The organism is Acinetobacter sp. 12966, from assembly GCF_031196995.1.
Lineage (GTDB): Bacteria > Pseudomonadota > Gammaproteobacteria > Pseudomonadales > Moraxellaceae > Acinetobacter > Acinetobacter geminorum.
On the sequence record NZ_JAVIMC010000135.1, the window covers coordinates 39,324 to 51,913 of the forward strand.

General features: G+C 34.9%; 16 protein-coding genes and 2 pseudogenes. 14 read left to right on the plus strand and 4 right to left on the minus strand.

Annotated elements, in window-relative coordinates; translation table 11 throughout:
* Nucleotides 1-49 precede the first annotated feature (49 nt).
* From RFW85_RS18390 to RFW85_RS18410, 5 genes and pseudogenes are all read left to right on the plus strand, one after another.
* The gene (locus RFW85_RS18390; RefSeq protein ID WP_170248814.1) at nt 50-2,449 is read left to right on the plus strand and encodes a membrane-bound PQQ-dependent dehydrogenase, glucose/quinate/shikimate family; all 2,400 of its coding nucleotides are present in this window, start codon (nt 50-52) and stop codon (nt 2,447-2,449) included.
* Between the two features lie 109 nt (nt 2,450-2,558).
* Nucleotides 2,559-2,804, plus strand: a pseudogene (locus RFW85_RS18395) (TetR family transcriptional regulator); the annotation flags it as partial.
* A gap of 344 nt (nt 2,805-3,148) precedes the next feature.
* Nucleotides 3,149-3,496: a TonB C-terminal domain-containing protein gene (locus RFW85_RS18400; RefSeq protein WP_170248815.1), complete on the plus strand. Its 348-nt coding sequence runs from the start codon at nt 3,149-3,151 to the stop codon at nt 3,494-3,496.
* A 195-nt stretch (nt 3,497-3,691) separates the two neighbouring features.
* Entirely contained in the window at nt 3,692-3,832 is a 141-nt protein-coding gene (locus RFW85_RS18405; protein ID WP_170248816.1) for a hypothetical protein, read from the plus strand.
* A 128-nt stretch (nt 3,833-3,960) separates the two neighbouring features.
* Nucleotides 3,961-4,407: a hypothetical protein gene (locus RFW85_RS18410; protein ID WP_235944502.1), complete on the plus strand. Its 447-nt coding sequence runs from the start codon at nt 3,961-3,963 to the stop codon at nt 4,405-4,407.
* 92 nt (nt 4,408-4,499) lie between these two features.
* Here RFW85_RS18410 and RFW85_RS18415 read toward each other — a convergent pair whose 3' ends face one another.
* The gene (locus RFW85_RS18415) at nt 4,500-4,895 is read right to left on the minus strand and encodes a putative four-helix membrane protein (protein WP_328704629.1); all 396 of its coding nucleotides are present in this window, start codon (nt 4,893-4,895) and stop codon (nt 4,500-4,502) included.
* Between the two features lie 79 nt (nt 4,896-4,974).
* Between RFW85_RS18415 and RFW85_RS18420 the strand changes: the two genes are divergently transcribed.
* The 3 genes from RFW85_RS18420 (at nt 4,975) to RFW85_RS18430 (ending at nt 6,301) form a co-directional block, all read left to right on the plus strand.
* The gene (locus RFW85_RS18420; protein WP_153887866.1) at nt 4,975-5,088 is read left to right on the plus strand and encodes a hypothetical protein; all 114 of its coding nucleotides are present in this window, start codon (nt 4,975-4,977) and stop codon (nt 5,086-5,088) included.
* Nucleotides 5,089-5,179: 91 nt separating this feature from the next.
* Nucleotides 5,180-5,893, plus strand: coding sequence for a YegJ family protein (locus RFW85_RS18425; RefSeq protein WP_170248857.1), 714 nt, complete (start codon nt 5,180-5,182; stop codon nt 5,891-5,893).
* A 171-nt stretch (nt 5,894-6,064) separates the two neighbouring features.
* Nucleotides 6,065-6,301 carry a hypothetical protein gene (locus tag RFW85_RS18430; RefSeq protein WP_017481067.1) on the plus strand — a complete coding sequence of 79 codons (237 nt, stop codon included), beginning with the start codon at nt 6,065-6,067 and terminating at the stop codon, nt 6,299-6,301.
* Between the two features lie 254 nt (nt 6,302-6,555).
* Here RFW85_RS18430 and RFW85_RS18435 read toward each other — a convergent pair whose 3' ends face one another.
* The gene (locus RFW85_RS18435) at nt 6,556-6,714 is read right to left on the minus strand and encodes a hypothetical protein (RefSeq protein ID WP_170248818.1); all 159 of its coding nucleotides are present in this window, start codon (nt 6,712-6,714) and stop codon (nt 6,556-6,558) included.
* 351 nt (nt 6,715-7,065) lie between these two features.
* On the opposite strand from RFW85_RS18435, the gene RFW85_RS18440 reads away from it, so the two are divergent.
* Entirely contained in the window at nt 7,066-7,281 is a 216-nt protein-coding gene (locus RFW85_RS18440) for a hypothetical protein (protein ID WP_017481069.1), read from the plus strand.
* A gap of 125 nt (nt 7,282-7,406) precedes the next feature.
* On the opposite strand, the gene RFW85_RS18445 is transcribed toward RFW85_RS18440, so the two are convergent.
* Entirely contained in the window at nt 7,407-7,871 is a 465-nt protein-coding gene (locus tag RFW85_RS18445) for a DoxX family protein (protein WP_170248819.1), read from the minus strand.
* Nucleotides 7,872-8,116: 245 nt separating this feature from the next.
* Here RFW85_RS18445 and RFW85_RS18450 point away from each other — a divergent pair, with 245 nt between their 5' ends.
* Nucleotides 8,117-8,476 (plus strand): hypothetical protein, encoded by a 360-nt coding sequence (locus RFW85_RS18450; RefSeq protein ID WP_170248820.1) that lies wholly within the window; start codon nt 8,117-8,119, stop codon nt 8,474-8,476.
* Nucleotides 8,477-8,505: 29 nt separating this feature from the next.
* Here RFW85_RS18450 and RFW85_RS18455 read toward each other — a convergent pair whose 3' ends face one another.
* Complete coding sequence (locus RFW85_RS18455; protein ID WP_170248821.1) at nt 8,506-9,438, minus strand: LysR family transcriptional regulator; 933 nt, start codon at nt 9,436-9,438, stop codon at nt 8,506-8,508.
* Nucleotides 9,439-9,537: 99 nt separating this feature from the next.
* On the opposite strand from RFW85_RS18455, the gene RFW85_RS18460 reads away from it, so the two are divergent.
* The 4 genes and pseudogenes from RFW85_RS18460 (at nt 9,538) to RFW85_RS18475 (ending at nt 12,589) form a co-directional block, all read left to right on the plus strand.
* A complete protein-coding gene (locus RFW85_RS18460) occupies nt 9,538-9,972 on the plus strand; it encodes a DMT family transporter (protein ID WP_170248822.1) in 435 nt (144 codons plus the stop codon).
* A 9-nt stretch (nt 9,973-9,981) separates the two neighbouring features.
* Nucleotides 9,982-10,440: a DMT family transporter gene (locus RFW85_RS18465; RefSeq protein WP_170248823.1), complete on the plus strand. Its 459-nt coding sequence runs from the start codon at nt 9,982-9,984 to the stop codon at nt 10,438-10,440.
* A gap of 99 nt (nt 10,441-10,539) precedes the next feature.
* Nucleotides 10,540-10,650: pseudogene (locus RFW85_RS18470) on the plus strand (hypothetical protein); the annotation flags it as partial.
* A 196-nt stretch (nt 10,651-10,846) separates the two neighbouring features.
* On the plus strand, nt 10,847-12,589 hold the full coding sequence (locus tag RFW85_RS18475) for a ShlB/FhaC/HecB family hemolysin secretion/activation protein (protein WP_309171769.1): 1,743 nt from the start codon (nt 10,847-10,849) through the stop codon (nt 12,587-12,589).
* Nucleotide 12,590 lies beyond the last annotated feature (1 nt).

Here is a 12,590-nt window from a genome sequence, read left to right on the forward strand (position 1 = left end):
AAGATATGGCTTGGAATTATGTTTAAAAATAATTTAAAAAGAGGTAATAATGGGCTCTAAATCTATAGGGAGTGCAAGCTTTTTTATAAAAGCTTATGCAGTGATACAGTTATTGTTTGCTCTGACTTTGTTTGGTGGTGGAGCATATTTAATAATATTAAATGGATCTTGGTATTACTGCATTACTGGATTATTACTCATAATATCAAGTATATATCTGTATCTAAACAAGATTATAGGCGCTAAAATCTTTGGCATAGTTTTTGTGTACACACTCATTTGGACAATTTGGGAGTCTGGTACAAGATTTTGGGGCTGGATACCTCGTGTAGCGACCATAGCTGTATTCGCATTTTTTTTATCTTTACTCCTGCCATATATTGCGCATGGTATACGAAAAAGAGTTGCTTATAGTTTTACCGGCTTAATTGTTACATGTTTTGTTATAGCAGGTGCATTAGCATGGTATCCCTATTTCACTTCTCTCGATACAAGCCAAATTCCTCAAAATACTTCAAATGTATACCATGCGGATAGTACTCAACCAGATAGTGATTGGCGGTATTATGGAAGAGATGTGCAGGCAACCCGTTTTTCACCCACTGATCAAATTAACCCTGAAAATATTAATCAATTAAAACAAGTCTGGGTAACGCGTACAGGAGATATGCCTCCTGTAGATAAAAAAAATAAGTGGGCTGCCCAAACAACACCAATTAAAGTCAATGATGCTCTTTACTTGTGTACTGCTACCAATAACATGCTGAAATTAGATGCGCGTACTGGTAAGAAAATTTGGGAATATAAACACAATTTAGCTTACGAGAAATTACCGTCGACTGCAGTGTGTCGTGGTGTCACGTTCTATACTTCAAAAGTAATTCCTGAGAATGAAATATGTCATGAAAAGGTGATTGAAGGCACGCTAGATATGCAACTTATAGCGGTAGATGCAAAAACAGGAAAGGCATGTCCCCAATTTGGTACAAACGGACATGTGAACTTGCTAGAAGGGATTGGTCATACAGTTCCAGGATTCATGGCTGTTACATCGCCACCCCCTGTAGTAAATGGAGTAATTGTAGTCAACCATAAAGTTCAAGATAACCAACGGCGTACAGCTCCTTCTGGTGTAATACGTGCATATGATGTTGATACTGGCTCTCTTAAATGGGCTTGGGATGTAAGACAACCAAATCGACATGGATTACCTCCCAAAGGTGAAACTTATAGCCGTGGTACGCCTAACTCTTGGACAGTTATGACTGTTGATGAAAAATTAAATACAGTCTATGTTCCAACAGGAAGTTCAGCACCTGACTACTATAGTGCTTTACGTACAGAAGAAGAAAATCAAGTTTCTACCGCAGTTGTCGCATTAGATGCTCAAACAGGTGTAAAAAAATGGAGTTTTCAAACTGTTCATAAGGACGCATGGGATTATGATTTAGGATCACAAGCAACTCTACTTGATTATAAAGATCAATCAGGAAAGATTGTTCCAGCGCTCATTATGCCAACAAAAAGAGGACAAACATTTGTATTAAACCGAATTACAGGCAAACCCATTTCAAAAGTTGTCGAGCGCCAAGCTCCTGAATCTGTTATTCCAGATGATGTGCGTTCACCTACACAACCATGGTCTGTAGATATTCCTCGATTAGGGTTTTCAGATCTAACAGAATCAAAAATGTGGGGCATATCACCAATTGATCAAATGCTTTGTCGTATTAAATATAGACAGGCATATTATGTTGGTGAATTTACTCCTCCTACGGTTAATAAGCCATGGATTCAATATCCTGGATTTAATGGTGGTAGTGATTGGGGAAGCATAGCTTATAACCCTAAAAATGGCATTTTGATCGCTAACTGGAGTAATACCCCAATGTATAACCAGTTGGTTGCAAGAGCTAAAGCAGATCAAGAAGGTATTTTACCGATGGATGATCCGAAATTTAGTGCTAAGAAAAATGGCTCAATTGCGGCAATGGCTGAATCTCCTTATGCAGTAAATGTTCAACCATTCTATGCTCCAATTACCAACGTATTATGCAATGAACCACCATATGGAATGATTACTGCTATTAATATGAACACCAAGAAAGTGATTTGGCAAAAACCTTTGGGAACTGCAGAGCACAATGGTCCATTTGGATTGCCAACATATTTACCTATTAATATTGGTACACCTAATAATGGTGGGCCTATTATTACAGATGGTGGAGTTGTATTCGTTGCTGCTGCAACTGATAACCGTTTGCATGCCTTTGACAGTAAAACTGGTAAGTCGATCTGGAGTGCCAAATTACCTGCGGGTGGACAAGCAACACCTATGACTTATTCTATTGATGGAGAGCAGTATGTTGTCATTGTTGCAGGTGGCCATTACTTTATGCAAACACCGCCCGGTGACTATGTAGTTGCTTTTAAACTAATGAAAAAATAAATTTAAAAGCTTTTACCAAGTTCTATTTTTTAGAAAAAGAGGCCATAAAAGGTCTCTTATTTCTTAGTTTTACTGCTTGAGGTATGGTGGCATAATTAGGCGGCACAGCATACTTAAAGTCATTTTTGAAACTAAACAGATTTACTCGCAGGCCTACCACATGGCAATTGAGTATAGAAAATAGCTACTTTAAGAACTTTTTGATCTGGTTTTTAGTTTGGAAACTCATGCACTAAAACCAAGTGCCGACTTGGTTTTAAACTTAATTGATGGCTTGATGTTCCAGATTTTAAGCTCAAAAAGTTTGGAAGAAAGGGATGTGGTGGTGGAGAGGTTTTTTGTTCGGGTACATTAATCAGTTCTTTTTAGCTGAGAATAAGCTGTAAATTGATCTTTGGCTTAATACACCGCTAGAGAATTTTATAAAAATAATCAGAAAATTGTAAACAAAAAAAGCGCTAACTGGGAAAAGTTGGCGCTTTGGATTTAAGATGGTAATAGTAAATAATTTCCATTAAAGAAAAGATGGCTTTCAAATGAGCCAGATTTGAAACTACCTTCGATAATGGTGTGTTGTGTGTGCCTTTAAAAGATGTAGCTGGTAAATAAATACTAAAGCTCATATTATTTAGGTTATTCAATGATTTATTTAATCCTAGCATTTATAAAAATATGAGTAAACGTAACTATAGGTAAAATATGATAAAAAGATATTTAGTAAGAGGGCTATTTTTTTTAACTCTTGGCATGTCTGTCTATGCAAATGATGAAGTTCCAAGTACCAATATTTCTAAATCAGCACCAAAACATCTAACAGCAGAGGCACGCATAAAACTTTATAAAAATGGTTCATTTGAAGTAGTTCTTACTAAGAGTAGTGGTGATCCAGAGCAAGATGAAAAAATTTTAAAAATGATTAGAGCTTCAAACTTTAAGAGATTTCAGGAAAAGTTAAATCTTAGATATAAGAATTTGGATTACCCAGTTTACTTCAGTCAACCATTTATAATTACACTTGCTACAGACAAAGTTAAAATCGAAGAATAAATCTATTTTTGCATTATAGTGGGCTAAGTGTAAGTAAATTGCACTTTTGGCATTAGAGAAAGCTCACATAGCATAGGGAGCTTTTTTATTACACATTGCTTAAAAAATATACAGAAAACTCCCTGAAACGAGTTGGAACGCTACAAACGCGAATGATACTTTAAGTTTCACTCTTCCCAATAAGTGAGGTGAGCAATGAAATTGTTAGCTTTGATTAGTGTGGGAGTTGCAGCGAGTTATTGGTATAAAACTATAAAAGATAGCAAGCCAACTCTACTAAAACCAAATTTTGATGAAATAGTAAAAAACTTTGTATTAGCAGAATTTAAAGCCTAATGCATATTAATAATCCCAATTAAATAAGAAGCTCATCGGAAGATGGGCTTTTTTATTGAGTGGTGTTTATTGAGTTTAGAGCTAGTCGGTATTTATAATTGCACCAAATTTTTAAATACAAATGGCAAATGACAACTACTACAGTAAGGCTTAATCACACCTCATCTTCTAGCAGTAAAGGAGATGGACGTGATCAGAAAGAAAAATTTATAGATTATTGTGAATATAAGTATTTTCTACCTGATAGTCAGAAATGGGGTGTTTCAGTGAAAACTGAATTAACTCAAGCAGAAATAATAGAAAAGCAAAAATGCAATGATGCTATCAATAATCCTTTCACATCAGAATACTATCTTTTGCTTTGTCTCATAATTATTACGATTATATTTTTCACTTTTTGCAATATGAAAGGTTATCTTTCTATAAAAAGAAGAGAGCAAGAGACAGGAATTAAAGCGAATATATCATTTGAAATGAGCATAGTCTCTTTGGTTTCATTTTTACTTACTCTCTTTGTCTCAATATTATTCTACGTCGTTTATTTTCTATATCTTAATTATAAGTATCAGTACTGAAGTATCTAAGTTAGTCGAACATGTTTCGCTATAGAAATCCCACTAAATATTGATTATTAGTGGGATTTTTAATTTATATATTAGATAGCTTCTTAGGTTCTTCTTAAAAAAAACAATAATCCAAAACAAAATATAAATACAATATACCAAGTGTCTCTTACAAGTTGATAGTCGCCTATACTTTGTAGTATTTCAAATATAGGTCCACATGCAAATATTGATACCATTACATATCCTGCAAGTGTAATGCCCCAGTCATCAAGACCAAGTTTACGTTCTGGTTTTTCACCAGTTGATTTTCGTTTAATCCATTTTAAGAATGACTTATAATAAAAATATAAAGCTCCAATCCCGACAATCATTAATATAAGTGTGTCGAGGGGGCCACTATAAGAGGAGCTTCCAATTCTTGGACTCATATGTATTGCAGCTAATCCATGTAGTGATGTAGACAATAATATTAATAATGCACTTAATTTTTTGATCATAATAAATATAACTGAACTAAACCTAAATTTTAGGAAATTAATTGGAAAGTTTAATTTATATAAAAGGTAACCTGTTTGAATTGGCTTTGCTAGAGGTTTTTGCTCAAGAACCTTAATTTGGCTTCGTCTTAGCCTTGGCCGTTATTTTTTTATGAATATTAGTGTCATAGTTAAGAAATTTAAAGATATTTAAATTTATCATAGTGTTATTATAAGAAATTTTAATATTAATTAACTGTAATATGGATTATATGAATAAATTGTATAAGAATGAATCTCCAGAAATGATTCTAGCTTTTGAGAATGCTATAGGTACATTTAAATATTTTTGGCGTGAACTTTATTGGGAATATCGACGAATTGTTCCTGCTTTAGAACTGGCTTATGTGAAATGTGCATTCATCCAAGAAAACCTTGAAGATAAAAATGACCCTTTAATCGAGTATATGTGGATTGATCAAATTGATTTTGATGGTAGTACAATTTCAGGAACTTTATTAAACGAACCTTATATTATTGATAATGTGCAAGCTGGTGAAACTGTAAAGCTTCAATTTGAGTCTATCGTTGATTGGATGTTTTTATCTAATGGCACTGTTCATGGTGGGTTTACGATTCAACAATATCGTAAGACTTTAAATGCATCAGATCGTAAAGAATATGATGAGGCATGGGGGATTGATTTTGGTAATCCTGATGAAATTTTTCTAGTTTATGAGCAGAAAAATTGTCCCGAAAACCTAGATGAACACCCCATGTGTAAGAATATTTTGGATCAGTTCATAAATATTATAAAGACAGACCCTGCAATCATTACTGAAAAAGATGAAAGTGGTAATCAATTATTACATCGTGAAGTTATAGCGGGTAATTATTTATTTGTTCAAGAGCTTTTAAGGTTGAATACGAATAAGTTGGAGGTAAATAATCAATCAATGGCTCCTTTAGATTTGGCTTATAAGATGGGGTGGACCAATATTGTAAGTTTACTTAAGTAGCTTTGAATCTAGCCCTCTAGTGGAGGGCTTTTTTGTTTTGATGGATCCTAAAATTACTTTACTAAAGAAGTCATTTAATTAGATGATCGATTTTTTAGTCTGAAAAAAATAATACAGCTCAAAGAACGGCGTGATATGGTATGTAAACACCTCCAAAAATATGGATTAGATATGTCAGACAATACAACGAAATGGCTTTGTGTAGGTGGTGTACTAAGTGGAGAATGGAGAGAGCAGCAATTAGAAGCTTTTGATGTTGATCCTAATGATTTAAATACTCATAGTTATGAACCAATGAAACTTATTAACCCTGTTACCAAAGCAGAACAGCACTTTTATGTATATACGGAGTTACAGGAACAGGCATATGAAAGGGCAATAAATTTTGCCTTATACAAAAATCAATAAGGATGAGAGAGCACTTAGGTGCTCTTTTTAATGAGTGGGTAAGTACTGGTTAAGTAGAAATACAATTAAAAAAGCCCCTCATATCTGAGAGACTAGTCATATCAATTTTCTGGAATGAATGGCTGCAATTTCTTAAAATAACTAAACAAATCAAATTGATAAAAGTAGTTAATAGTATAATAAATCAGTGCACTAATTTATTCTTAATAGTAGCAGGACCTCAAAATAACTTCCAAGGCACTGTTAATAAGAAATTATTTGTTATTTGGATCAGGTTGATCATTATTCTCAGGCAAATCTTTTACGGTGCCAGGAACTTCTGATGGTTGTGTTGCAGAATGCTTATTCATTTGGGCTTTAATGACATTAGCGTTGTTAGTTGTATTTTGAGAAAAACTTTTAAAACCTGACATTTTTATCTTCTTATCTTCACTAGGGAAAGTTCATACTACGCTTTAAATCACTTTACATTACGGTTGTTTTAAGACTGATATGTGTTGATATGTCATAGAAATGGACTTTATTTCGACTGTATATTTCGTAAATAAAATCAATTATATGTAACCTGTTGAGTCTTATCCTTTAAAACTTGAAATTATCCTATCTCAATTTCAAGTAGGGGTACATAAAGCACACATATATAAATTTTCTCAATGTACAGATAATTAAATTTTAAAAATTAATTTAAATTAGTTGCCTACAAAATATTGATAGTATAAAAATTTTGTTAAGCATAATATGTCTAATTAAATTGGAGCATATAAATGCTAAAAGACATTACAATTATTGATTACCAAGGAAAAGAAACAAGGGCACAGGCAAACTATACAGAGGAAAATACTAATAGAATCAATCATTCATCTAGAGTTCAGAGAACTAAAGTTGAATATATTTTGTTAAGAGGTGAATTTATTTACCCTACTTTAAATATGGTTTTCAACAGTTCTGATGGCAACAGCTATTATATAGAATATAAATGACCTACTTCGGTGGGTTTTTTATGAGTGATCTATATATAAAAAGACCAGTTAATTGGTCTCTATTAGTCGAACATGTTTAGCTATAGGAAGTCCTGCTAAAGATTTATTATTAGCAGAACTTTTATTTACATATACTTTTTAAATAACAAATGATCAAGAGTTAAAGGATCAGGCTTTTTGGAAAGAATAAAAGTTAGAATAAATATATAAAGCAGATCATGAATATAAAAAAACCAACTTGTCCAAGTTATTAGATCTAGTCCTGATGGAATTGTATAGATGCCTACTGTGATGAATGCAATAAAACAAATAAAGATTAAGATCAAACAAGAAAGTTGAGTAAAAAGCCCGATGATAAGCATTAGTCCTAGTACAAACTCACAAAGAGACACAAAGACAGCCATGAATTCAGGAAATGGTATTCCTGCATGAATTATGGTATCCAACATAATTTGCCGATTCTTTTCTACAAAAAGCTTGTTGTATCCAGTTGTTAAAAAGAATAGACCAACTGATATTCTTATTAAGGCTACAGAAAAATTACTAAATTGTGGTGAGTAGAGGGGGTTTTGGAAAAATATTTTCAACATAGAGCGGGAAAAAAGTGGAAAAATATTCTAGAAATATGGATGAAGTGTTCACGCTTAAGCAAGTTTTGTGATGTATGATATTTGTCTTTCAATTCTTTACGCTAAAAAGAAATTGACTGATTTTATTTTAAAAATTAATAGATTATCACAATACAGTAAGCCCTATGCTATATGGGCTGTGGGCGGGGGTTACCTTTCTAATTTATGATATATTGGTTCTAAATAGATAATTAGTATTTATAAATATGAAAAAGTATATTCTTTGGGGGCTTGTGATAAGCCTACTTTCAGCTTGCTCAAATAATGTATTAAATGCTGAAGCTCCTAAACAAGCTCAAGAACAGCAACAAAAGATAGAATCTAAGCCTCTAGTACCTAGCAAAAGTAAAGAATGGGATCCGTCTTTTGATTGTGATCCAGTTAAAGCTAAGAATCTCATAGGTAAAACTGATTTAACAGAAAAGCAGATCCTATCGATGACTAATGCAAGAGTCTATCGAAGTGCTTATGTTGGGGAGCCAGTTACAGAAGAATTTCGCCCAGACAGAGTAACTATAGTACTCAACCCAGAAACTAAAAGAATAGTTGCTAGTATGTGCGGCTGAGTCTTTATAGATTTGTTATAAATAAAAAATTAATTCTGCCAATACGGTGTGTCTCCATAGATTTCAGCAAAATAATCTATTACCACTCGAATATTTAAGGGAGGATGGCGGACATTTGGATAAATGGCTGCGATATGTTGTGGCTGGGATTTAATCGCGACTTCATATTCAGGTAAAAGCTTGATTAAGTGTCCTTGTTTTAAAGCTTCGCCAATCAACCAGTCAGGAAATAGAACAATACCCATACCATGAAGCGCAGCTGTCATTAAGCTCTCGGCATTGTTTGAAGAAAGTAAGGGGGTAATTGGATAATGTACCCATTCTTTATCAGGCTTTCTCACTAACCAGCGGTTAGGACCTTCAAAACCTTTATAGACTAAGCATTTGTGTTGATTGAGATCTTTAGGCTGATCAAGTACACCATATTTGGCAACATACTGAGGAGAGGCGGCCAAATGATATTTTTGTGTAGCAAAAATACGTGCATGAAATGATGAATCAGTTAGCGTTCCAATCCGAAATATTAAATCTGTGCTTTCGCGTAACGGATCTATAAATTCGTCGGTTTGAATTAGCTCTATTAAAAGTCTTGGATAACGCTCTGATAAACCCGCCAACCACGGCGCAATATGCCGTTGACCAAAAAATACAGGAGCATTAATGCGGACGAGTCCCGATGGCTCTATAGTTTTATCTTGTAATGCCTTTTGTGCTTCATCAAATTGTTCGGTAATTCTTTTTGCATATTCAAAAAATAATTTGCCCGATTCGGTCGGTGTGATTGCTCGCGTATTACGGTAGAAAAGTTGTTGCCCCAACGCATCTTCAAGCTGTTGGATGGTTCGAGAAATCATAGATGCAGATACGTCTTCTTTACGCGCTACATTCGAGAAGTTTTGAGCATTGTAAACGCTAATAAAGAACCGAAGCGTGCGGATATCAATCGAATTTGTTAAATCCATTTGTGCAATTTCTGCAAAAGTGATTCATAAATTATGCTGTTTTTCTGATGAATTGGCTACCTTAGTATTCGTTGCCTAGATACAGAAGAGGCAATGTAGATGCAAATTCTATTACTACTCCTAACCATTTTAGGGGGAATGGGGCTATCGGTCGAAGCTGGGCTTTTAGGGCCGTTAGGAAAGGAAGTAGGTGAGTTGTGGGCCACGTTTAGTATTTTTGGCGTGGGTGCAGCACTTACCTTTTTACTCATGTTGTTTTTTAGTCCACGTAATAGTCATTCATTTTTTACGCTTCCTTCTTGGCAATTACTCGGTGGTGTTCTTGGCCCTGCTTACGTCATTATTTTGACCATTACCACTCCAATTATCGGTATTGCCATGACGATGATAGGCATTTTAGCGGGTCAGGTGTCTAAAAGTCTGATCATCGACCACTATGGTTTGTTGGGGACTCCGCACCGAAAGGTAGACCGTAAACGAATATTGGCACTCATCTTTATTATTGCTGCACTTGTACTTGTCGCAAAAGCATAGGAGACGCGCATGACAATTTTAATGATTTTTCTCGCCGTCATTGGTGGTGCTTTATTGAGTGTACAGGCCGCAATTAATGGTCAACTTGGAGCAAAAGTTGGTGTATTTCGTAGTGCTTTTTTGACTTTCTCAGTCGGTGCTTTAATTACGGCACTCCTTATTTTTTACTTTGAACCAAAACACACCTTAACGCTATTAGATGTTCCTAAATGGCAGTTATTAGGCGCCATGTGTGGCGTACCTTATATTGTCATTATGGTACTGGCCGTGCAAAGAATTGGAGCTGCCGTAGCTACGGTAGCTGTAATTTTTGGGCAACTTTTGATGAGTATCTTGATTGATAACTTTGGCTGGTTTGGTAATGAAATGCTCCCTTTTTCACCGTATCGATTAGGAGCGCTAATTTGCTTAGGGATTGCTTTATATTTTATCTATTCAAGTAGTAAAGACAAAAAGATAGAAGCGTAATATAAGCTTAAGATTGAAATTAATATAGGTCTCATTGTTGGTCGTAAAGCCTACTAATAATGAGGCTATACTTCATATTTTAAGTACGTTGATAAATGAATGAAGTTGCTGTCGAGAGAGAAAGACTCTTTAGTTCTAATCAGCGAAAAGGCATACCTTGAATATAAGAATACAATGTTTGAGCTCAATAAATTAAAAAGCAAAGATTTTTACCCCGCAACAATCCGCTTCTCAAGCATCTCCATAAAAGTTTTTAAAACAATATCTTTTTATTGAAATTAATAAGATGGTGGTCGGTAGTTACTTCATCTTGATAAATTTAATTTTATCAAAAGATAAAGAAAAATTGAATAATATGTTTTTTTATGTAAAATAATGTGATTATACGTACAATTCTGTCTATAAGATGTTAACTAGAAATTTTATAACTTCTTCCCTTATTCTTTTTGCGGGTTTTCACCAATATGTTTATGCCATCGAAGACGTTTCTTTGCCCAGTCAGGTGCTACAAGATCAACGTTTAAAAGAGCTTAACCAGCAATTACAAGACCAGCTTGCCCAGCAAACTCCTTACCAAAACACCAAGCCATTACAAGACTTTAAGCATCTGGTTATTGAAGAAAGCCCATGCGTAGTGGTTAAAGAAATTAGCCTTATCCCTTTAAATGCTCAGTCGTACTCTGAACTACAGCAATTTAATTTTGTGGTTAAGGCCATAAAAAAACACCCACAAAATATTTGGGGTAGATGTATTGGAACCCAAAGTTTACATAACATTGTCAACTATGCCCAAAACGAACTTTTAAAAAAGGGTTTTATTACCAGTCAAATTGTTGTGAGTCCGCAAGACTTAAACCAGGGTAATTTAAACCTGAGTGTGCAAATTGGACGCCTGAATAAGATTGTTATACAAGAAGGTAAAATTTCTTCATTACAGCTTAAGACAGGCTTGCCCTTTAAAGCGGGCGACATTGTGAATCTAAAAAGGCTCGATCAGGGGCTGGAAAATCTCAAACGTGTCTACGCGGTAGATATGCAAATTATTCCCGCAACTGCTCAAGATAAAGAATTAACGGGCTATAGTGATTTAATACTCAAACTTCAACCACTACAAAAAGTTAATTTCAATTTAAGCGTAGATGATTCGGGTAATCAGGACACTGGTACCTATATGGGAAATATGGGGTTAGGTGTCAATAATCCATTTCATTTAAATGATATTTTATCGCTAAACGTGGGTCATTCTTTAGATGACTTTAATGAAGACTTAAACCGAAGTTACTTTATTAATTATCAGTTACCTGTTGGCTACTATGATTTAGGTCTTAGCTACAATGATTATCAATATAGTCAAAGAAGGATAGTATCTAAAGATTATCCTATTATTTATCATGGTAATAGCCAACAAGCCAATCTAAACCTATCTCGTGTGATTAGCCGTAGCGGGCAGCATAAAACCAGTATTTACGGAAAGATTTATTATAAAGAAAGCCAAAGCTTTATGAATGATATTGAGGTTGAAGTATTACATCGTAAAACCTCAGGCTGGAATTTAGGGTTTCAGCACCGTCAATATTTAGGAAATGCGGTATTAGACGGCAGCATCGATTATCGTCGTGGGGCAGGGGTAGGTGCCCGAACTGCAGCAGAAGAAAACATTACTGATAATAACGGGAATCATCTTCCTGTTGAAGGTTACTCCCGTGCTCCACTTTTAAGTGCCGATTTACGTTTTAGTGCACCATTCCTTTTGCTTGAAAAACCAGCTCAATACCGTCTTAACTGGCGTGGACAATATGCACCGAAAATTTTAGTACCGAATGACCGCTTTTATATTGGCGGGCGCTATAGCGTGCGTGGTTTTGATGGGGAACTCATGCTTTCTGGAGATAACGGGCAGTATCTACAACAAGAAATCAGTTTAAATGCACCAATTCCTAATACCCAGTTTTATATGGCAGTAGATCAGGGCTGGGTCAATGGTCGCAATAGCATACCGGGTCAGCGTTATTTACTCGGCAGTGTTTTAGGGCTACGCACTTATCAAAATAGTTTTTATCTGGATGCCTTTACAGGTCGGGGGCTGATTGCACCTGACAGCATAAAAAAAGACTGGGTTACCGGTTTTAGTATCAACCTTTCTTATTAAT

Excerpts from the sequence above, each read along its gene's own strand:
- RFW85_RS18390 (WP_170248814.1), top strand. The coding sequence starts at position 50 with ATGGGCTCTAAATCTATAGGGAGTGCAAGCTTTTTTATAAAAGCTTAT.
- RFW85_RS18400 (WP_170248815.1), top strand. The coding sequence starts at position 3,149 with ATGATAAAAAGATATTTAGTAAGAGGGCTATTTTTTTTAACTCTTGGC.
- RFW85_RS18405 (WP_170248816.1), top strand. The coding sequence starts at position 3,692 with ATGAAATTGTTAGCTTTGATTAGTGTGGGAGTTGCAGCGAGTTATTGG.
- RFW85_RS18410 (WP_235944502.1), top strand. The coding sequence starts at position 3,961 with ATGACAACTACTACAGTAAGGCTTAATCACACCTCATCTTCTAGCAGT.
- RFW85_RS18415 (WP_328704629.1), bottom strand. The coding sequence starts at position 4,895 with ATGATCAAAAAATTAAGTGCATTATTAATATTATTGTCTACATCACTA.
- RFW85_RS18425 (WP_170248857.1), top strand. The coding sequence starts at position 5,180 with ATGATTCTAGCTTTTGAGAATGCTATAGGTACATTTAAATATTTTTGG.
- RFW85_RS18430 (WP_017481067.1), top strand. The coding sequence starts at position 6,065 with ATGTCAGACAATACAACGAAATGGCTTTGTGTAGGTGGTGTACTAAGT.
- RFW85_RS18435 (WP_170248818.1), bottom strand. The coding sequence starts at position 6,714 with ATGTCAGGTTTTAAAAGTTTTTCTCAAAATACAACTAACAACGCTAAT.
- RFW85_RS18440 (WP_017481069.1), top strand. The coding sequence starts at position 7,066 with ATGCTAAAAGACATTACAATTATTGATTACCAAGGAAAAGAAACAAGG.
- RFW85_RS18445 (WP_170248819.1), bottom strand. The coding sequence starts at position 7,871 with ATGTTGAAAATATTTTTCCAAAACCCCCTCTACTCACCACAATTTAGT.
- RFW85_RS18450 (WP_170248820.1), top strand. The coding sequence starts at position 8,117 with ATGAAAAAGTATATTCTTTGGGGGCTTGTGATAAGCCTACTTTCAGCT.
- RFW85_RS18455 (WP_170248821.1), bottom strand. The coding sequence starts at position 9,438 with ATGGATTTAACAAATTCGATTGATATCCGCACGCTTCGGTTCTTTATT.
- RFW85_RS18460 (WP_170248822.1), top strand. The coding sequence starts at position 9,538 with ATGCAAATTCTATTACTACTCCTAACCATTTTAGGGGGAATGGGGCTA.
- RFW85_RS18465 (WP_170248823.1), top strand. The coding sequence starts at position 9,982 with ATGACAATTTTAATGATTTTTCTCGCCGTCATTGGTGGTGCTTTATTG.
- RFW85_RS18475 (WP_309171769.1), top strand. The coding sequence starts at position 10,847 with ATGTTAACTAGAAATTTTATAACTTCTTCCCTTATTCTTTTTGCGGGT.